This is a genomic window from Rhodococcus sp. LMD, from assembly GCF_056108245.1.
Genome location: NZ_CM148557.1, coordinates 2,381,917 through 2,399,783, shown reverse-complemented (window position 1 = coordinate 2,399,783; position 17,867 = coordinate 2,381,917). Strand labels below are relative to the sequence as shown.

General features: G+C 68.3%; 17 protein-coding genes. 13 read left to right on the top strand and 4 right to left on the bottom strand.

Going from position 1 to position 17,867, the window contains the following annotated elements; genetic code table 11:
- The first annotated feature begins 36 nt into the window (after window positions 1–36).
- Window positions 37–4,125 carry a DEAD/DEAH box helicase gene (locus ACWPQI_RS11265; RefSeq protein WP_432373772.1) on the top strand — a complete coding sequence of 1,363 codons (4,089 nt, stop codon included), beginning with the start codon at window positions 37–39 and terminating at the stop codon, window positions 4,123–4,125.
- Window positions 4,126–4,127: 2 nt separating this feature from the next.
- On the top strand, window positions 4,128–4,976 hold the full coding sequence (locus ACWPQI_RS11260) for a DNA-processing protein DprA (RefSeq protein WP_432373774.1): 849 nt from the start codon (window positions 4,128–4,130) through the stop codon (window positions 4,974–4,976).
- Window positions 4,977–5,372: 396 nt separating this feature from the next.
- Here the strand turns inward: ACWPQI_RS11260 and ACWPQI_RS11255 are convergent, their stop codons facing one another.
- The gene (locus ACWPQI_RS11255; protein ID WP_450151800.1) at window positions 5,373–5,576 is read right to left on the bottom strand and encodes a hypothetical protein; all 204 of its coding nucleotides are present in this window, start codon (window positions 5,574–5,576) and stop codon (window positions 5,373–5,375) included.
- 335 nt (window positions 5,577–5,911) lie between these two features.
- Here ACWPQI_RS11255 and ACWPQI_RS11250 point away from each other — a divergent pair, with 335 nt between their 5' ends.
- The 4 genes from ACWPQI_RS11250 to ACWPQI_RS11235 all read left to right on the top strand — a co-directional run bounded on the left by ACWPQI_RS11250 (window position 5,912) and on the right by ACWPQI_RS11235 (window position 8,671).
- Window positions 5,912–6,271 (top strand): hypothetical protein, encoded by a 360-nt coding sequence (locus tag ACWPQI_RS11250; protein ID WP_450151801.1) that lies wholly within the window; start codon window positions 5,912–5,914, stop codon window positions 6,269–6,271.
- A 129-nt stretch (window positions 6,272–6,400) separates the two neighbouring features.
- Complete coding sequence (locus tag ACWPQI_RS11245) at window positions 6,401–6,847, top strand: hypothetical protein (protein ID WP_474738807.1); 447 nt, start codon at window positions 6,401–6,403, stop codon at window positions 6,845–6,847.
- A 152-nt stretch (window positions 6,848–6,999) separates the two neighbouring features.
- Window positions 7,000–7,665, top strand: coding sequence for a HEAT repeat domain-containing protein (locus tag ACWPQI_RS11240; protein WP_474738806.1), 666 nt, complete (start codon window positions 7,000–7,002; stop codon window positions 7,663–7,665).
- A gap of 4 nt (window positions 7,666–7,669) precedes the next feature.
- Entirely contained in the window at window positions 7,670–8,671 is a 1,002-nt protein-coding gene (locus tag ACWPQI_RS11235) for a MerR family transcriptional regulator (protein ID WP_474738805.1), read from the top strand.
- Window positions 8,672–8,962: 291 nt separating this feature from the next.
- Here the strand turns inward: ACWPQI_RS11235 and ACWPQI_RS11230 are convergent, their stop codons facing one another.
- On the bottom strand, window positions 8,963–9,346 hold the full coding sequence (locus ACWPQI_RS11230) for a VOC family protein (protein WP_474738804.1): 384 nt from the start codon (window positions 9,344–9,346) through the stop codon (window positions 8,963–8,965).
- A 164-nt stretch (window positions 9,347–9,510) separates the two neighbouring features.
- Here ACWPQI_RS11230 and ACWPQI_RS11225 point away from each other — a divergent pair, with 164 nt between their 5' ends.
- Complete coding sequence (locus tag ACWPQI_RS11225) at window positions 9,511–9,954, top strand: hypothetical protein (RefSeq protein WP_474738803.1); 444 nt, start codon at window positions 9,511–9,513, stop codon at window positions 9,952–9,954.
- On the opposite strand, the gene ACWPQI_RS11220 is transcribed toward ACWPQI_RS11225, so the two are convergent.
- The gene (locus tag ACWPQI_RS11220) at window positions 9,941–10,240 is read right to left on the bottom strand and encodes a protease inhibitor I42 family protein (protein WP_040271220.1); all 300 of its coding nucleotides are present in this window, start codon (window positions 10,238–10,240) and stop codon (window positions 9,941–9,943) included. The two genes, ACWPQI_RS11225 and ACWPQI_RS11220, sit on opposite strands and share 14 nt — an antisense overlap.
- A 143-nt stretch (window positions 10,241–10,383) precedes the next feature.
- Here ACWPQI_RS11220 and ACWPQI_RS11215 point away from each other — a divergent pair, with 143 nt between their 5' ends.
- On the top strand, window positions 10,384–10,821 hold the full coding sequence (locus ACWPQI_RS11215; protein ID WP_165035570.1) for an SRPBCC family protein: 438 nt from the start codon (window positions 10,384–10,386) through the stop codon (window positions 10,819–10,821).
- A gap of 71 nt (window positions 10,822–10,892) precedes the next feature.
- Here ACWPQI_RS11215 and ACWPQI_RS11210 read toward each other — a convergent pair whose 3' ends face one another.
- Window positions 10,893–12,713 carry an NAD(P)-binding domain-containing protein gene (locus ACWPQI_RS11210; RefSeq protein ID WP_474738802.1) on the bottom strand — a complete coding sequence of 607 codons (1,821 nt, stop codon included), beginning with the start codon at window positions 12,711–12,713 and terminating at the stop codon, window positions 10,893–10,895.
- 183 nt (window positions 12,714–12,896) lie between these two features.
- Between ACWPQI_RS11210 and ACWPQI_RS11205 the strand changes: the two genes are divergently transcribed.
- Genes ACWPQI_RS11205 through ACWPQI_RS11185 form a run of 5 tightly spaced genes read left to right on the top strand, consistent with a single transcriptional unit; the run spans window position 12,897 to window position 17,837 of the window.
- Window positions 12,897–13,883 carry a glycoside hydrolase family 26 protein gene (locus tag ACWPQI_RS11205; RefSeq protein ID WP_017681691.1) on the top strand — a complete coding sequence of 329 codons (987 nt, stop codon included), beginning with the start codon at window positions 12,897–12,899 and terminating at the stop codon, window positions 13,881–13,883.
- Between the two features lies 1 nt (window position 13,884).
- The gene (locus tag ACWPQI_RS11200) at window positions 13,885–15,126 is read left to right on the top strand and encodes a PP2C family protein-serine/threonine phosphatase (protein WP_407040829.1); all 1,242 of its coding nucleotides are present in this window, start codon (window positions 13,885–13,887) and stop codon (window positions 15,124–15,126) included.
- A complete protein-coding gene (locus ACWPQI_RS11195; RefSeq protein WP_010595208.1) occupies window positions 15,123–17,087 on the top strand; it encodes a glycosyltransferase in 1,965 nt (654 codons plus the stop codon). The genes ACWPQI_RS11200 and ACWPQI_RS11195 overlap by 4 nt, the downstream gene beginning before the upstream one ends.
- A complete protein-coding gene (locus ACWPQI_RS11190; RefSeq protein ID WP_010595209.1) occupies window positions 17,084–17,422 on the top strand; it encodes an STAS domain-containing protein in 339 nt (112 codons plus the stop codon). Before ACWPQI_RS11195 ends, ACWPQI_RS11190 begins: the two co-directional genes overlap by 4 nt.
- Window positions 17,412–17,837: an ATP-binding protein gene (locus ACWPQI_RS11185; protein ID WP_010595210.1), complete on the top strand. Its 426-nt coding sequence runs from the start codon at window positions 17,412–17,414 to the stop codon at window positions 17,835–17,837. Before ACWPQI_RS11190 ends, ACWPQI_RS11185 begins: the two co-directional genes overlap by 11 nt.
- Window positions 17,838–17,867 lie beyond the last annotated feature (30 nt).

The following is a 17,867-nucleotide window of genomic DNA, read 5'->3' as shown; positions in this document are numbered from 1 at the left end:
CCGGCAGATGTACTGGCCTACTGGCGAGCAATCGAGATGTTCACCCCCCAGAGCATCCCGAAGGTGGATCGGCACAACACGGTCCGACAGACGTTCGAACTGGAGGACGGGCTGCCGTGGGGCGCAACGGGACGCCGACCGACGCTCACGGTCCGGAGGAACTGGACGGTCAGACACACCATCTACCTCGGTGTGTACGCGATACAAGACGCATACGGAGTCCTGGACAGCATCTTCGAGCCCGACGAGCAGTACTCGGAGCAGAGCATTTCCGGTCACAGCGCATGCGCGGCCCTCGCGGTGAGCGCGGACGGGGTGGCGTTCGTGGACTCCACCGTTCTGTCGGGATGCGCGTGGGCTATCGGAGCGGCGTACCGCAGTGCGGGACAGTACGCCCGCTTCGCGAAGACAGACTGGGTGGCGGACTTCGGCAAGGCCGCCGAGCTGTTCGTCGACTCCGTCGACCGGATTCTCGCCGCCGAAGCGTCCCGTCGGGACAAATCGAGCGCTGACCCCGCCGACATCCCATTGTCGGTCGAGGTGATCGAATGCCTCAACACGGCCCTCGCCGATGCGATCGGTTCCGACGCGGCACAGCTTCTGATGAACGGGATTCGGATCGAGAGCTACACCGTGCCGGACAAGGACGCCGACGACGTCGAAGGTCCCGGGTTTCTGAACAGCTTCTTCGTCGACGATCTCGACTACGTCGCCGGACAGGTCGCCGCGGGTGACGTCGGGCAGGGTCTCAGCACCTACCTCGCGGCTGGTTCGGCAGTCGACGAAGCCAGAAGGATCGACGTTCGCCACAACGGCAATCTCGGAACCGTATTTCAGGCGATCGAACCCGGAGCCGTGCCCCTGGGTCGCTGGCCGGCTCCGATCACCCAGCCGGCAGCCCTGAGCCAGCAGCTGGCCGTGAACCAACTGCGGCGTCATCTGCTCGATGGTGCCGGCCTGTTCGCGGTCAACGGGCCGCCGGGTACCGGCAAGACCACGATGCTGAGAGACGTCATCGCGTCGGTGGTAGTCGATCGCGCCGACGCACTCTCCGAACTTCCTTCGCCTGCGCACGCTTTCACCGGCAGTGGAGGATGGCAGAGCGACCGGTACCGGCGGACCGTGCACCATTGGCGACCGGAACTCACCGGACACGAACTCGTCGTCGCCTCCTCCAACAACGCCGCGGTCGAGAATGTCACCCACGAGATCCCGGATCGAGACGTCGTCGACACTGCACTGCTCGGTGGCCTCGACTACTTCGTCGACACCGCGACAGCGTTGATGAACGAAACCGACGTACTCACCACGGAGACGCGGCGCGCGTGGGGTCTGATCGCAGCCCGGCTCGGTAAGAAGGAGAACCGGACGCGGTTCCTCACCCACTTCTGGTTCGACTCTGCGAGCAACCGATTTCGGGAAGCCGGATCCGCCGACCGTGAGGGCTTCAACACCATTCTCCGACGATTCGCTGCGACCGGTCCCACGGAATCCTGGGCCGATTCGGTCGAACGATATCGACGAGTCCGCGCTCGGGTCGTCGATGTCCTAGCACGCCGCCAGCGGATCGCGGATCTCGTCGCCCGGACCGGAGCCGACCGCAGAAGGCTCGACGAACTCGAGACCGAGATGCAGAAGTCGCGACGGAAACTCGACGAGCTGGAGTCGGCCGTGGCCGAACTGCGCCGGCGACTCGAGTCGGCCGAAGAGCTCCGGGCCCTACGGACCGAAGCCCTCTCCGACCATGAGTCGACGAAGGCAAGGCTGCGCAGCCGGATACTGCACAGGTCAGCCCATCACGAGTGGGTGGAGAAGCGCACCGCATTGGCAGACGCCGCCGACGAGGCGGACCGTAGACTCGCCTCCTCGAAGGGAGAACTGACAAATCTGCTCGAGAAGCGCTCGGAAGCGCACCGCGCACTCGCGGACATGTCGAAGGAAGCCTCCCAGCTGTCCGAACGTCTGAAGACGTCACGTGCCGAACTGGCAACAGCCTGCCGTCAATGGGGAAGATTCGCGTTCGATCCGAGTTGGCTCGAGGACCCCGAGCGGCGGGAAGCTGCATCGCTGTGGCTGGACGAGGAATGCTGCGAGGTTCGCTCCCGTTTGTTCGCCGCAGCGGTCGAACTCCACATGCGCTTCATCCAGCAGGTTCCGGAGCGGCTTCGTCAAAGTCTCACCGCAGCGACTGATCTCCTCAGCGGACGAGCGCCGAAGGGAATCGCGCGGCAGGACGCCCTGGCGGCGTGGCAGGCACTGTTCTTCGTCGTGCCCGTCGTCTCCACGACATTTGCATCCTTCGCCACGATGTTCCGGCGCCTCGGCGCGGAAGACCTCGGATGGCTCCTCATCGACGAGGCGGGTCAATCGGCGCCCCAGAACGCGGTCGGGGCGATCTGGCGTTCCCGCCGCACCGTCATCGTCGGCGACCCACTGCAACTCGAGCCTGTGGTAACCATCCCGCTCCGGCTACAGAAAGCGATTCTGGATGCGTGCGGCGTCGGAGACGAATGGCTGCCGTCACGCGCGTCGACGCAAACCTTGGCGGACCGCCATAACACCTGGGGAACTCTGCTGCCTATCGGGGACGAGCTGGCGTGGGTCGGTGCCCCGCTTCGCATCCACCGGCGGTGCGACGATCCCATGTTCAGCATCTCGAACGTCATCGCGTACGACCGAATGATGCTCAGCGCGGTCCCCCGTCGACCGCCGCTGCCCATTCCACCGAGCGCCTGGCTCGATATGCGCGGCACAGCACGAGGCCACTTCGTTTCCGCGGAAGCGACGGTGCTCGAATCCCTTCTGCGAACGCTGCGATCCGGCGCCGTGGACCCACGGGAGATTCTCGTCGTCACCCCGTTCCGGGCGGTCGCCGCGGGTATCCGCCATCTGTGCGAGAACTTCGCTGTCGCCGGCGGCACGGTGCACACGGCGCAGGGCAGGGAGGCCGACGTCGTGATCGTCGTGCTCGGTGGAGATCCCGAACGGCCGGGCGCAAAACAATGGGCTTCGTCGCGGCCGAACCTGCTGAACGTTGCGGTCAGTCGCGCCAAACGCCGCATCTACGTGATCGGGGACCGTCGGGAGTGGTCTCGGTACCCCTACTTCGCGACACTCGCGCAGCACCTGCCCACAGCCGAAGCAGTCCATGCTGCGAGACCCGACTCCGACGCTTCTCGGTCTCGCATCGGAACAAATCCAACAACCGTCGACCGTATCGGCGACACAAATTCCAGCATCTCTGAAGCCGAACCGCTACGAACGATGCCGCGAAAGAGCGAACCGGCCGGCACCTTCCCCGGACGACGCCGGGCAGGGCACTTACCGGGCAGTCCGCAACCCTCCCGCGTCGAATCGTGCCGGATCGAACACCGGCCACAGGACGGGGACCACTTCCAACGTGTGTACCTGCGCAGTGGGCCGCTGCCGATTTCTCACATCGACGCGTGCTTCGCCGGTCGCTATCGACCTGTGGGCGATGTGCACGATCTGACCGGGGGCGAGTTCACGCACGCGTTCGACTGGGCCACGGGTGTTCCCACAAACTTCCGCCATCTCGTTGAACTCCTCCAGAAGTGCCTGGTGCTGGTTCCCGGCAAGGGAGCGGAAGTGGACCTGCTGCTCGCGCTCGACTGGTACAAGAGGGTGGACCCGGAGTTGGACCCGGGGAAGTGGCTGCACACCACCACGGGCGCGCTCATCCACAGGAGCAAGTACCAGGCAGGCAGTCTGAAGTCGCAGTTGGACGCCCTCGACCGGTTGACGGAGAACATGAGTCTGGTGATCGACCGTCACCCTGCCCTGAGCGACGTCGTTCACCTGCTGACAGTCCCGGGCTCCGCCGGCGACGGCGGGAGTTTCGGCGAGCAGCTTGCGCGCCGGGTTGCACGCGCAACCGGCAAGAACCTCATTCGCACCATTGGCGCACAGCACGCAGCTCGTAAGGCGAACCCACGCTCCGAACTGGACGGACTGTCACTTCCGACGATGGTCCACGAACCGTGTCTCGTGATCGACGATGTACTTCGAAGCGGCACGACGATGCGCGCCGTTGCGATTGCGGCACGTCGTGCAGGCGCACCGACGGTATACGGTCTCGCGGCTGCAAAGACCCTGAGGAACTGACCATGTCCATTGCCTCGAATCTGAAGGTTCTCACGGCTTTCGAAGTCCACCGCACCCCAGCTCGCGTGATCCGGGCGCTGCTGGAGACGGACCACGGCGCCCTCCGCGCCGCATGGAAGGGGTTGAGTTCGACCACCCGATCGGCGCTTCAGGCCGACGCCGAGAACCTGGGTACACGCGGAATTCGGGCGATCGATCCCACCGATGCGCTCTTTCCTGAATCGCTGGTGATCAAGGGACGGCCGATCGTGCCGGCGCTCTTCTGTAAGGGAAACCTCGAATTGCTGAAAGCGCCCGGGATCGGAGTATGCGGATCACGCGACGCGTCCATTCGCGGCGTGGAGACGGCGCAGGCATGCGCTACGGAAGCCGTCCGATCACGGCTGTCCGTCATATCCGGCTATGCGCGGGGGGTCGACACGGAAAGCAGCGTCGCCGCTCTCCGGAACGGCGGACGAACCCTTCAAGTGCTTCCTGAGGGAGTGAACCATTTTCGCCCCAAGGAAGAGTTCTCCGGTCACCTCGATGAGGACTCCGTCCTGATCGTCTCCCAATTCCATCCCCAGCAGCCCTGGGAGCCCTACACCGCGATGGCCCGCAACCGGGTCGTCGTCGGACTCGGCCGCGCACTGGTCGTTGTCGAAGCCGGAGACAAGGGCGGTAGCCTGGCGGCCGGGCGAGAAGCACTGCGTCGAGGCCGCTCGGTACTTGTTCCGACCCACGGGAGCGACACTCCGCGGGGAAACCTCACATTGATCGACGAAGGAGCCCGGGCGGTGCGATCCCGCGACGAGTTCCATGAAATTCTCGAGACGTTGCAAGACCCACCCCCTCAGGTCACGTTGCTCTGACTATGCCGGGGCCCCGTCGATACTCGCCCGTCACCCTCCGCCACTCCCCCGCGCCGTGAAGTAGTGGGGCGACACCGCTCTTCGGTTCCCCTGCGCTCTTCGGAAATCGGACGCGCCGTCGTTTCCGATCTGCCGTATCGCCGGTTTACACGGCTGGGTGTTTCGTGACGATCGAGAGGAGCATGCTGCGCGGGTGGGGGACGCGGACCGGGACTGCTGCGGCCGCCTACCGGGCCCGGTGACGCCACTACGAACGAACCGCCCGGTCGTCGAATTCGCACAGCTCCGTCAGAATCCGACGACACTGTCCATGGCGGTCTTTCGATCCCCGGAGCCGACGGCCCGGAAACTGACCGGCAGCTCTATGCCGGGATGTGGCGCCCGACCCGGGGCACGTCAGTCCCGGGCAGACCCGGACTCGACCGAACCGGTGGCCACGCCCGCCAACCACAATGCGATGCACTCCGGCGAGAAGCGATCCCACTTGCACATGAAGGCGCGATCGGGAGGGGGCAGGACGCCATCTGCGGCAGCGGTACCCGCCGAACCGATTCCGAATGCGACAGTCACCGCGGTGACGACGAGGAGCTTGCGCAGCATGAGACACCCTTCCCGGAATGTACGAATTACCCGATCTGCTACATCGAATACCGAAGCGCCACCGTTACCGGCCACTGCGCATATGGGGAGCGAAGGCAATGTCGACGTGCCGTGACTGTCGCGCCCCGTCTCACCGCCAGCTCGCCCTTCGGTACTGCGACAACGCCTCACGGCATTGATCCGCGAATCCGCCAGTGCCGCCACCTCGTCGACCGCGATCGTTGTGTCACAGGGACTTCCGCACCGTTCAGGCCTCGCCGGACCCCGTAACGCCGGACCGGCCCTTCCCGATCATGAAACGAGCCGGATCGGCACCGAGCGAAGGAGACCCTGCAGTGATCGGACGAATTCTGACAGCCACGGTCGCGGCCGTGGCCGCCACCATGGCGATCGCGCCTGCGGTCGCCCTCGCTCAGGACGGCGCTCCGCGCTACGACGCGACCGAATTCTTCGTCACCCCGTTCGATCCCGGCGCGTTCGGCGAGAACGCGCACAAGGCACTGATTCTCAGCCCGTACGGCACCGGACACCGGATCGAATGCCAGTCCTTCCACGGGCAGACCGCCAACTGCATCCAGCACATCCCGGGCGGGCAGACGAACCCGCTGATCCGGCTCAGTCCCCTTCCCGCCCCCGGCCAGAGCATCCGCCAGGTATGGGCGTACAACCCGATCGCTACCGGCAGCGCCGGCTGACCCAGGACGCGCGGCGAAGTGACGATGCGCCAACACGTCCATCCGGTCTCGAGCACACCTCGAGCCGCCTCGACGCCGTACCCGCTTGTGCCGGCCTCCGGATACCCGCCGCCAAGACAGGACCGCACCATGCTGACACGATCTCCGCTGCGCACGTCGCTGCGCCGCCTTGCCGCCCTCACCGCGACCGTCGCCGCCGCGACCGGGCTGACGGTGCTCACCGCCCCGACCGCATCCGCGTCGACGTTCACCCGCACCGTCGGCCTGCACGACATCCCGGGCATCTTCATCGGAAACACCGGCTCGGTCGGCAATATCACTCCCTTCATCAACGCGGCGGTATACATGCGCACCGATCCGAGTACTCCGCCGCTGCGCGGGTGGACCATGGACTTCGACTACTGCCCGTGCACGGTGCACTGGCGCAACGAGACGACCGGCGCCACTGGCACCGCCGACCCCTTCACCGACCTGCTGCCGGCACAGACCGGAGCGGGCACCATCACGGCCACGGTCACCGTCGACGGAGCAAGCATCACCGTGCAGTCGGGCACCGCGACCTGGCACGCCGCGTGAATGAGCCGTGATCCAGGGCCGGACAGCCCACGCACAGTTCCGATTCCCCACACGGCGGATGCGACCGAGGGAGATGCTCCCGTCGGCGAGCGTGCCCCTTGACCTTCACACTGTGACAAGCGGTCGAATGGTCTGCGAAGGAGGTGCTTCCCATGAACACAGCCAGCCACGGCGAGCCGGATGCTCGCCTCGTCGATGCCCTCGCCGGTGACGATCCGGCGACTCGTCTGCGGGCGGCGCTCGAGGCCGGCACCGTCGCCGACGAGCGGTTCACGACCATCCTCGTCGACCGGTGCGGCGTCGAACCGGACTTCTTCGTCCGCGACATGTTGACGTGGGCACTGTGCCGGCTCCCGGCCGACGTCACCGTGCCGAGACTCCTCGAGGAACTCGACTCCGGCACCGCGCAGGCCCGCAGCCAGGCCCTGCACACGCTGTCCAAGATCGGCGACCGGAAGGCCTGGCCTGCGGTGTCGACGATGCTGCACGACGGAGACGACGACGTCGCCCGCAGCGCCTGGCGGGCCGCTGTCGCGCTCGTGCCGGCCGGCAGCGAAGGCCGGCTCGCCGCCGCTCTCGCGACCGCACTCGGACGAGGCGACCGCGACCTGCAGCTCAGCCTCAGCCGTGCACTGGCGATGCTCGACGAGGCGGCCGTGCCGGTCCTGGAAGCTGCCATGGCGAGCTCCGACCCCGGTGTCCGGGCGCATGCGGAAGCCACCGAACGGCTCCGCCTCGATCCCGACAGCGGGTTCACGCTGTCGCTGGAGCTGGCGAAACGGGTCGCCGCCACTGCACCGGACCGAGCCGGCAGGTGATGGGATGTTGATCGGTGAGGTCTCGCGGCGTTCCGGCGTGAGCACTCGCATGCTGCGCCACTACGACGCCTTGGGTCTGGTGACGCCGACGGGGCGCACGTCCGGCGGCTACCGCGAGTACACCGCCGACGACATCCGCCGCCTCTTCCATGTGGAGAGTCTCAGGAGTCTGGGCTTGTCGCTGCACGAAGCCAAACGCGCGCTGGACGAACTCGACTTCGCGCCGGCCGAGTTGGTGCACGACCTGATCCGGCACACCCGGGTGCGGATCGCCGCCGAGACGGAACTGCTCGCGCGACTCGAACGGGTCGACTCGGCCGCGCCGGAGGCGTGGGAGGACGTCCTGCGCATCGTCACACTGCTGCACGCGTTCGAATCCGAGTCGGGGTCCCACCGTCAGCAGGCCGTCCTGTCGCAGCACGAGAACGCGGCGCTGCCCGTCGAGGCCCTGGCCGAGGCAGTGCTCGCAGAGGACGACCCGAACGTCGCCGGGGCGCTGCGCTGGTCGTTGGCGAGGGCCGGGGCTGCCGGGCTGGCGGAGTTGGCTGCCGGGCTGGACTCGGCAGACGCCGACGTCCGGCGGCGGGCGATCGTCGCTGTCGCGGAGATGCACCTCCCGGACGCGACCGTACTGCTGAAGAAGGCACTCGACGACAGCGACACCACCGTGCGCGACCGTGCCGCCGTGGCCCTCGGCTCCCGGGGCGCCGGGGAGGCCGTGCCGATCCTGCTGGAGATGGTCGTCGAGGGCCGGGCCGACGTCGAGGCCGCCGAGGTTCTGGGCATACTGGCCGCCGCATCGGTGTCCACGATCGACGTCGTCCGAGCCGTGCAGGAGGTGCTCGACGGCACGCTCGACGCAGCCGCACGCTTGCGCGTCACGCAGGCGCTCGCCGAGATTCCCGGACCTGCGGCGCGGGACGTCCTCGTCGCACTGACCGGCCACCACGACCGGGTGATCGCAACGACCGCGTCCGTGATCCTGGACAGGCGCGCGTCACCGTGAACGGTGCGGACGAGCGGTGACTGCCGGGGTGTTGCTCGATCGCTCTGTACCGGTAGGCGTCCTGATCGGCGACCTGTTCCCAGTCGAGGGTGACGGTGGCCCCGACGGTCATGGTGCGGAAACCCTCGGCGGCGATGTTGCTGTAGTGCGCCCAGCACCCGTCCGGGGTCGGTTCCGCGTCGGGGCGGTCCTTCGGGAAGCACCTCGACGCCACCGGCGGTCGGTGCTCGGTCGGCGTCCAGGAAAGCCCATGCCACCCGCGCTCGTCGAACGCCCCGAAGCGACGGCCCCCTACGAGTCGTGCCTCGACTCCCACAACCCGATCACGTTCCCCTCGGTGTCGGAGAAGTACGCCGCGAACCCCATGTCGCCGACGGGCATACGTCCCGTCACTGTCTTCCCGCCGAGCGATTCGATCCTCTGCAGCGCGGCGTCGATGTCCTCGACGTCGACGGTCACGACGGGATTCTTCAGCTCGTCGCGTCGGAACATGCCCCCGTTGATGTACCCGGGTTCGGTGGAGGTGCCGGTCTCGTCGACGGGACCGGTGGTGACGAGGGTGTAGTCCATGCCGGGGACGTCCGCGACCGACCATCCGAACGCGTCGCGATAGAAGGACCGGGCGCGGTCACCGTCGTCGTAGGGGAGCTCGAAGTGCACGATGCGTCCTGCCATGGCGTTCGCCTCCTGTGCGACCGGACGGCTTTCAGCGTAGTCCCCGCGAACGGGTGTACCCGCCCGATCGTGGCCGATCCGCGCTAAGCCGCAGCTAAGCGCCACCGGGTTTGCTCGACGGTGACGATACGGGCGAGCGAGGAAGAACGATGGACGAGAGCACGTTGGCCACGCATTTTCGGGCGGTGCTGCAGTTGACGCGGACGCAGGTCGAGGTACTGGAGGCGCGTCGTCGACGCACCTGCGACCCGGTGGAGCTCGGTGGGCTTCGCCACCAACTGGAGTACGCGCTCGGCTACCGGGACGCCCTGGAACAGGCCCTCTGGGAGGGCGGCGCGCCGCCCGAGCGCCCCTCGGCGCGGACCGCGCGCCTGAGTCGCTGCGTGGAGCAGATCACGACGTCCGGCGACCGGCGCCAGGTGGCGGTTCTGGAACGGGTCCTGCACGAGCAGCTGGTGGACCGCACCCGCGCCCTCGCCCGGCTCACCGCGGCAAGCGACCATCGCCCGGTGCACTACTGGGCACGGCGCTACCTGGCGCACTGCCGGAGCCTGGGCGACCCGCAACCGGCCGGGGGCGACGAGCGGTGGTCCGTCAGGTCACGGTGACGGTCATGCTCCGCTCGTCCGCCGACATGTGCTCGGCCCGCTGCAGTTGCAGCGACACCGGCCAGGTGCCGGGCCGCTTGGCCCGCAGGTAGAGGATGCGCTCGCTGCCGGCTCCGGGCAGCGGATTCCGGGACGGCACGAATCGCACGTCGCTGAGCAGCAGCCCCTTGCCGATGTGGGTCGGGCACCAGGTGTAGTCGCGGGAGGTGTTCTCCGGCAGGTGCAGTTCGATGGTGTCGCCCACGGCGACCTGCAGGTCCCGGGGTCCGGTGGTCACGTGCCTCATTGGACCAGGGTACGGCGGTTTTGTGATCTATGTCACTATCGGGAGCGATCCGGGGGACTCGTTCGTCGGAACACGTGTCGTGGGTCCGCGAGGCGGGTATCCGGAACACCGGCATGGGAATCGACCAGGAAGTGGGAAGGCATATGGCGGCATCGGTGTCAGACGAGTTCGAGATCGAGGCGACGCCCGAGCAGGTGATGCGCGCGTTGACCGACATCGAGCGCATCCCGGAATGGTCGTCCTCCCACAAGGACGTGCAGGTCGAATCCCGACACGACGACGGCCGGCCCCGCGTCGTGCGCATGACGCTCGCACTGTTCGGCATCTCGGACACACAGGTGATCGAGCACGAGTGGACCGAGGAGTCCACCTCGTGGACGCTGCTCGAGAGCGAGATGCAGCACTCCCAGGACGGCGAGTATCTCCTGACCCGCACCGAGCGCGGGACGCGCGTGCGGGTGACGATGTCCACCGACCCGAAGATCCCGGTGCCGGGCTTCATGCTCAGGCAGGGCCAGAAACACGCGGTGAAGACGATCCGCAAGGGTCTGACCGAGTTCGTCCTGCGGCACTACGCCTGACCCGGCACCAGGCCCCGGCACGCCGAGCCGCCGGCGCGTCGTGCGCGCCGGCGGCTCGTCGCTTCCCGGGATCAGCTCAGGTGGTGGACCTCCTGAAGCCCGTACACCGGCGTCGGGATCCCCTCGTGCCGGGCCTTGAGCTGCAGCGCCAGGTACAGCGAGTAGTGCCGCGACTGGTGCAGGTTGCCACCGTGGAACCACAGCCCTTCCTGCCGGGTGGGCTTCCACATGTTGCGCTGCTCACCCTCCCACGGGCCGGGGTCCTTGGTGGTGTCCGAGCCCAGGCCCCAGCACTTGCCGACCTTGTCGGCGACGTCCTGGCCGATCAGATCCGCCGCCCAGCCGTTCATCGAGCCGTAGCCGGTCGCGTAGACCACCAGGTCGGCCTCGAGCTCGGTGCCGTCCTCGAGGATCACGCTGTTCTCGGTGAGCTCGCGGACGCCGCCGTGGGCCAGCTTGATCTCGCCGTCGGCGACGAGTTCAGCGGCGCCGACGTCGATGTAGTAGCCGGACCCGCGGCGCAGGTACTTCATGAACAGCCCGGAGCCGTCGTCACCGAAGTCGAGCATGAACCCGGCCTTCTCGAGCCGGGCGTAGAAGTCGGCGTCGCGCTCACGGATCGCGTTGTAGACCGGGATCTGGAACTCGTGCATGATCCGGTACGGCAGGGACGCGAACGTCAGGTCGGCCTTGGCCGTCGTCATCCCCGCGGCCAGGGCCCGCTCGGAGTACAGATCGCCGAGGCCGAGGTCCATCAGTGAGTCGGACTTGACGATGTGCGTCGACGAGCGCTGCACCATCGTCACGTCGGCGCCGACCTCCCACAGCGCGGCGCAGATGTCGTGCGCCGAGTTGTTCGCGCCGATCACCACGGCCTTCTTGCCCGCATACGCGTCCGGTCCGGGGTGGTGACTGGAGTGGTGCTGGTCGCCGCGGAACCTGTCCATGCCGGGGAAGGTCGGGATGTTGGGCTTGCCGGACATGCCGGTGGCGAGTACCAGTTGCTTCGGCCTCAGCACGAGGGGTTCGCCGTCGCGGACCACGTTCACGGTCCACTCGCCGGTCGTCTCGTCGTAGGACGCCGAGGTGCACGTGGTCTTGGACCAGTAGGGCACCTCCATGACCTTGGTGTACATCTCGAGCCAGTCACCGATCTTGTCCTTGGGCGCGAACACCGGCCAGTTCTCGGGGAACGGCATGTACGGCAGGTGGTCGTACCAGACGGGATCGTGCAGGCACAGCGACTTGTAGCGGCCGCGCCACTGGTCGCCGGGCCGGTCGTGCTTGTCGAGCACGAGCGCGGGCACGCCGAGCTGGCGCAGACGGGCGCCGAGAGCGATGCCACCCTGGCCGCCGCCGACGATCACGACGTACGGCTGGGTGGTGTAACCGAGTTCGCGCTCCTCGGCCTCGCGCTTCTCGGACCAGGTGACGCGGTTGCGGTCGGCGCCGTGCTGCACACCCTTGGGCCGGCGGACACCTTTGCTCTCCTCGTGCCCCTTCAGCTCCTGCATCGTGGTCAGCAGGGTCCAGGCACCCTCGTCCTTCAGCCGCAGGTGCCCGACGCCGCGGCCGACCTCGGTCTCGAAGGCGATCCAGGCGCTGACGACCCCGCCGTCCTCGGTGGGCGGCTCGGTGGTGCGGAACCCGCTCGGGTCCGTGTCGTGCAGCCGCGCGTGGAGCATGTCGGCGACGCCTTCCCGGCCCTCGACGGTCTTGAGGTTCCAGGTGAAGGCGACCAGGTCGCGCCAGAAGCTGTCGGTGGCGAACATGCCCGCGGCGGCCTCGACGTCCCGCGCGGCCAGCGCGGCCTCGAAGTCGGCCAGCCAGGCGTCGACCCGTTCCTGCGGTCCGGCGAGCGCGGCGTCGGGTGGGGTCAGTGTGTCGGTCATTGCGTGCTCCTCGTCCTGAACGGCTTGTGACTCAGAGCACACCGCACGGGGGGTGGGTGCGGCCAGCGTTGCATCGTGTTGCACACGGCCGACGGATCCGGGAACCCCGCATCGACGCGGGTCGTCTCGCATCGAGAAGCCGCAAACCCGGCGGCGGTTCGTCCGGGATGCGAGGGTGGAACGGTGAGAAGCGGACATGCTCGCCCGGCGTCGGTCGCGGCGGGTCTCGCCGTCGCGGTGTCGGCGGCCGTGGGATGCGCGCCGGCCGTCGACTGCGGCGCCGTGGTCACGCCGCTGCACGAGCCGGTGGGCGCGTGCCTGCGATTCGGTGTGAGTACGCCCGGCGGCCCGACCGCCGTCGACGAGTTCGAACGGGTCGCCGAGATCGCGGGCACTCCCCCGACCGTGGTGCTGTCGTTCTCCGACTTCGCCTCACCGCCGCCCGTCGCCGGACTCGCCGCGGTACGGCGGCTGGGCGCCGACCCGATCGTCACGTGGGAGCCGTGGCGCTGGCTCGGCGACGGACGGTACGAGCGCAGCGAGTTCACGATGGCGTCGATCGTGGCGGGCGTGCACGACGACTACCTCTACCGCTGGGCCGACGAGCTCGCCGCGTGGGGTTCGACCGTCTACCTGCGTTTCGCGCACGAGCCGAACGGCACCTGGTACCCCTGGAGTCCGACCGGGGGGACACCGCCGCACGTCTACGTCGCAGCGTGGCGTCACGTGCACGAGTTGTTCGCGTCGAAAGGGGTGGCCAACGTGAAATGGGTGTGGGCTCCGAACGTCTCGTTCGAGGGCAGCAGCGCGATCGCGGACCTGTACCCGGGGGCGGAGTACGTCGACGTGGTCGGGGTCGACGGGTACAACTGGGGCGCCACGCAGCCGTGGAGCCGCTGGACGTCGCCGCGGGAGCTGTTCGAGGAGACCCTCGACGAACTCGGCCGGATCGCGCCGGGCAAGCCGATCGCGGTCACCGAGGTGGGCAGCACCGACGTGGGCGGGTCGAAGCCGGACTGGGTCGCCGACCTGATCTCGTTTCTCGACGATCGAGCGGACGTCGCGGCGTTCGTCTGGTTCGATCACGACAAGGAGACCGACTGGCGGCTGGCGAGTACCCCGGAATCGGCGGCGGCGCTGGCGGAGGCCCTGCAGCGGAGGCAGCGCTGACATGACGACCGACACCTCGCACATCCCCGACGACCTCGAGGACGAGCGCGTGCGCGACCTCGAACGGCTCGAGGTCCTCGACACGCCGCCGGAGGACCGGTTCGACCACATCACCCGCATGGCCCGGCACGTGTTCGGGGTGCCCATGGCGAGTGTCGCGCTGCTCGACCGGGACCGGCTCTGGTTCAAGTCCCTCCAGGGGCTCGACCTCGTGCAGGTGCCGCGCGAGGAGAGCATGTGCAAGACCACGATTGCGCGCATCTACCGTCACCCCGGTGATCCGACGCTGATCGTAGAGGACGCCGCCGCCGATCCCCGGTTCGCCGGCATTCCCGGGGTCGGCGGCGACGACGGCGTCCGCTTCTACGCGGGTTACCCGTTGTACGGTCCGGCGGGTCATCCCGTCGGCACGTTCTGCATCTACGACACCGAGCCGCGGACACTCGGACCCGACCAGCTCGACGCGTTCGCCGAACTCGCCGAATGGGCGCAGCGGGAACTGCAGCGCGCCGACGAACTCGATCGCGCCGCCGCGATGCAGTCCCAGCTGCTGCCGCGACCGTTGACCGGGCTGCCCGGATACGAGGTGCAGGCTGTGTGCATTCCGGCGTTCGTGGTCGGCGGCGACTTCTACGACCACTATCTGTTGCGCGGCGGACTGGTCGTCACCGTCGCCGACGTGATGGGCAAGGGCCTCGGCGCGGCGATCCTGTCCTCGGCGGTGCGCTCCACGTTCCGCGGCGCGTCCCGGGTGATGGAGCGGTTCAGCCACGCCGAGGCATGCAGCGTCCTGGACACGGGCGCCGCGTTGAGCGCCGCGGCCGAGAACCTCACGGACGACTGCGAGCACACCGGCACCTTCGTCACCGTGTTCCATGCCGCCGTCGAGTTCGCGAGCGGGTCGGTGGACTACGTCGACGCCGGGCACGGCTTGGCCGCGATCCGCCGCACGGACGGCTCCGTGGCGCCGCTGGCGGGCACCGGGCTACCCGTCGGCGTGCTGCGGGAGACGACGTGGCAGGCGCAGTGCACGCGCCTCGAACCCGGTGACACGCTGGTGATCTGCTCCGACGGGCTGCTCGACCTGCTCGACGAGCACAGCGACCGGGCGGCCCTGTACCGGTTCGTGGCCGAACATGCGACGCCGCACGACCTGACCCGGGCGGCGCGGGCACTGGCCGAGGGGAACGCACCGATGGACGACGTCACCGTCGTCGCCGTGCGTCGCTGCGAGGACGCGTGAGTGCGGCCGGCGCGGACCGCTACCCGTCGCCGGGCCTGCGGATCCTGATCGCCGCGACGGTACTGCTCGGCCTGAACTACGTGGTGTGGCGCTGGCTGTTCTCCGTCAACTGGTCCGCGTGGTGGATCGCGGTGCCTCTCGTCGTCGCCGAGACGTACAGCCTGATCGACTCGATGCTGTTCGGGCTCACGATGTGGCGGTGGCGACGGCGCGCCGCGCCGCCGGCCGCACCGGACGGGCTGACCGTCGACGTCTTCATCACCACCTACAACGAGCCGGTCGACCTGGTGACACGGACCGCCGAGGCCGCGGCGCGCATCCGCTACCCGCACGAGACCTGGATCCTGGACGACGGTGAGCGACCCGAATTGCAAAGTGCAGCAGCCGAACTCGGCGTCCGATACATGACGCGGGCGGCCAGCTGGACGAACAAGCCCCGCCACGCCAAGGCGGGCAACCTCAACAACGCCCTGCTGCACACACACGGCGAGTTCATCCTCGTCCTCGACGCAGATCAGGTGCCGGACCCGGAGATCCTGCACCGCACCCTGGGCTATTTCCAGGACGAGCGCACGGCCCTGGTGCAGACGCCGCAGTACTTCGTCAACGTGCCGGAGTCCGATCCGCTGGGCAGCCAGGCCCCGCTGTTCTACGGCCCGATCCAGCAGGGCAAGGACGGCTGGAATGCCGCATTCTTCTGCGGTTCGAACGCGATCCTGCGCCGCGAGGCGCTGATGCAGCTGGGCATCACCGGCTACGTCCGTGCCGTCGAGGAGGGCGTGGTGCGGGCGCTGCGCACGGCCGGCAAGGTGCTCGACCGGGCGCGATCCGAGCTCGGCGCGAACCAGCCGGAGGTTCTCGCCGCCCTCGATTCGGTGCGGGTGGCCGTGCGCACAGCCCGCGCGGCGGTCCGGCAGGGACAGCCGCTCGCCGAGGTGACCTACCGGTTCCAGCAGAGCGTGGACGAGGCCGCACGTGCCGTGGTCGACGCGGACGCCGGATCGATCCGCGCAGACCTGGAGGCGATCGCCGCCCTGACCGCCACCCCCGGGTCCGACGCCGACGGAGTTCTGCTCGACGAGACGACGTTGTCGCGCCTCGCCGACCGCGAGTGGTCGCCGCTCGGGGCGCTCGAGTCGATTCGCACGATGATCCGCGCCGTCGACGTCAGCCGCGACGACGAGGCGGAGCCGACGCTGGCGCTGGCGACGATCTCGGTGACCGAGGACATGGCCACGTCGATGCGCCTGCACGGGATGGGCTGGAAGTCGGTCTATCACCACGAGGTGCTGGCGCACGGTCTCGCGCCCGAGGACGTGGGCACGATGCTCACCCAGCGGCTGCGCTGGGCGCAGGGCACGATCCAGGTGATGTTGCGTGAGAATCCGCTCGTGCAGCGGGGATTGACGATCGCGCAGCGTCTGATGTACTGGGCGACGATGTGGAGCTACCTCGCGGGATTCGCGGCCCTCGCCTACATCGCCGCGCCGGTGATCTACCTGATCTTCGGAGTCCTGCCCGTGCAGGCCTACAGCTGGGACTTCTTCGGCCGGCTCGTCCCGTTCCTGCTGTTGAACCAGGTGCTGTTCGTCGTCGTCAGTCGTGGCACCCCGACCTGGCGGGGGCAGCAGTACAGTCTGGCGCTGTTCCCGGTGTGGATCCAGGCGTGCTGGACGGCGTTTCGCAACGTGTATCTGCACAAGCCCCTCGACTTCGCGGTGACCCCGAAGACGCGGCAGCGCCGTGCCGGGCCGCCCTGGGGCAAGGTGCGCTACCAGATCGCGGCGATGGTGCTGCTGGTGCTCGCGTCGGCGGTGGGCGTGGTGCGCCTGTATCTGGGTGCGAGCTCGGTGCTGGGCGTCGGCGTCAACCTGTTCTGGGTGCTGTTCGACCTGGCGATCCTCAGTGTGGTGATACCGGCGGTCCGCTACCGCGGGCCCGACACGGAAGGAAACGGATGACGCACTTCGCAACCCGCACCACCGGCTCGGACGTGGTGGTGGTGCGGCCCGAGGGCCGACTGAACATGGTCGCCGCACCACGGCTGCGGGAACAGCTGCGCGACCTCGTCGACAGCGGGTCCGCCCGGGTGGTCGTCGACCTCGCCGCCACGGAGTTCATCGACTCCTCGGGGCTCGGGGCACTGGTGTCCGGGCTCAAGGCCGCCCGGCAGGCCGGCGGTGATCTTCGGCTGGCGTCGCCTACGGCCCAGGTGCGCAGCGTGCTGTCGCTGACGAGCCTGGACCGGGTGCTGCGCACCTACGACTCCGCGGACGCCGCGTTCGATGGCGACTGACGACGGCACACGCTCCTGGACCCTGACGACCGTCACGGACGCCGACACGCTCACCCGGGTGCACGCACTGATCGAGGAGATGATGTCCGCGGGGCGTGTCGAGGACGCGGATCGCTTCCCGTTCGAGATCGCCGTCGCCGAGATCGCGGCGAACATCATCGAGCACGCCGCCCTCGGGCAGGCTGTGTCGATGAGCCTGCAGCTGCGTGCGCTCCCCGAGCGCCTCGAGGCCGAATTCACCGACGAGGGGCGGCCGGCCCGGGTGGATCTCGAGGCCGTCGAACTGCCGGATGCGCTGGCCGAGCGGGGGCGCGGGTTGGCGATCGCCATGGCGGCGCTGGACGAGTTGTCGTACCGGAGGCGCGGCGGTGTCAACCGGTGGATCCTGGTGCGGGAGCGAGCCGAGCCGCGGTAGCCGTGCGGCGGTACGGCCGCCGGGCGAAAT

Excerpts from the sequence above, each read along its gene's own strand:
- ACWPQI_RS11265 (WP_432373772.1), top strand. The coding sequence starts at position 37 with ATGTTCACCCCCCAGAGCATCCCGAAGGTGGATCGGCACAACACGGTC.
- ACWPQI_RS11260 (WP_432373774.1), top strand. The coding sequence starts at position 4,128 with ATGTCCATTGCCTCGAATCTGAAGGTTCTCACGGCTTTCGAAGTCCAC.
- ACWPQI_RS11255 (WP_450151800.1), bottom strand. The coding sequence starts at position 5,576 with ATGCTGCGCAAGCTCCTCGTCGTCACCGCGGTGACTGTCGCATTCGGA.
- ACWPQI_RS11245 (WP_474738807.1), top strand. The coding sequence starts at position 6,401 with ATGCTGACACGATCTCCGCTGCGCACGTCGCTGCGCCGCCTTGCCGCC.
- ACWPQI_RS11240 (WP_474738806.1), top strand. The coding sequence starts at position 7,000 with ATGAACACAGCCAGCCACGGCGAGCCGGATGCTCGCCTCGTCGATGCC.
- ACWPQI_RS11235 (WP_474738805.1), top strand. The coding sequence starts at position 7,670 with ATGTTGATCGGTGAGGTCTCGCGGCGTTCCGGCGTGAGCACTCGCATG.
- ACWPQI_RS11230 (WP_474738804.1), bottom strand. The coding sequence starts at position 9,346 with ATGGCAGGACGCATCGTGCACTTCGAGCTCCCCTACGACGACGGTGAC.
- ACWPQI_RS11220 (WP_040271220.1), bottom strand. The coding sequence starts at position 10,240 with ATGAGGCACGTGACCACCGGACCCCGGGACCTGCAGGTCGCCGTGGGC.
- ACWPQI_RS11215 (WP_165035570.1), top strand. The coding sequence starts at position 10,384 with ATGGCGGCATCGGTGTCAGACGAGTTCGAGATCGAGGCGACGCCCGAG.
- ACWPQI_RS11210 (WP_474738802.1), bottom strand. The coding sequence starts at position 12,713 with ATGACCGACACACTGACCCCACCCGACGCCGCGCTCGCCGGACCGCAG.
- ACWPQI_RS11200 (WP_407040829.1), top strand. The coding sequence starts at position 13,885 with ATGACGACCGACACCTCGCACATCCCCGACGACCTCGAGGACGAGCGC.
- ACWPQI_RS11190 (WP_010595209.1), top strand. The coding sequence starts at position 17,084 with ATGACGCACTTCGCAACCCGCACCACCGGCTCGGACGTGGTGGTGGTG.
- ACWPQI_RS11185 (WP_010595210.1), top strand. The coding sequence starts at position 17,412 with ATGGCGACTGACGACGGCACACGCTCCTGGACCCTGACGACCGTCACG.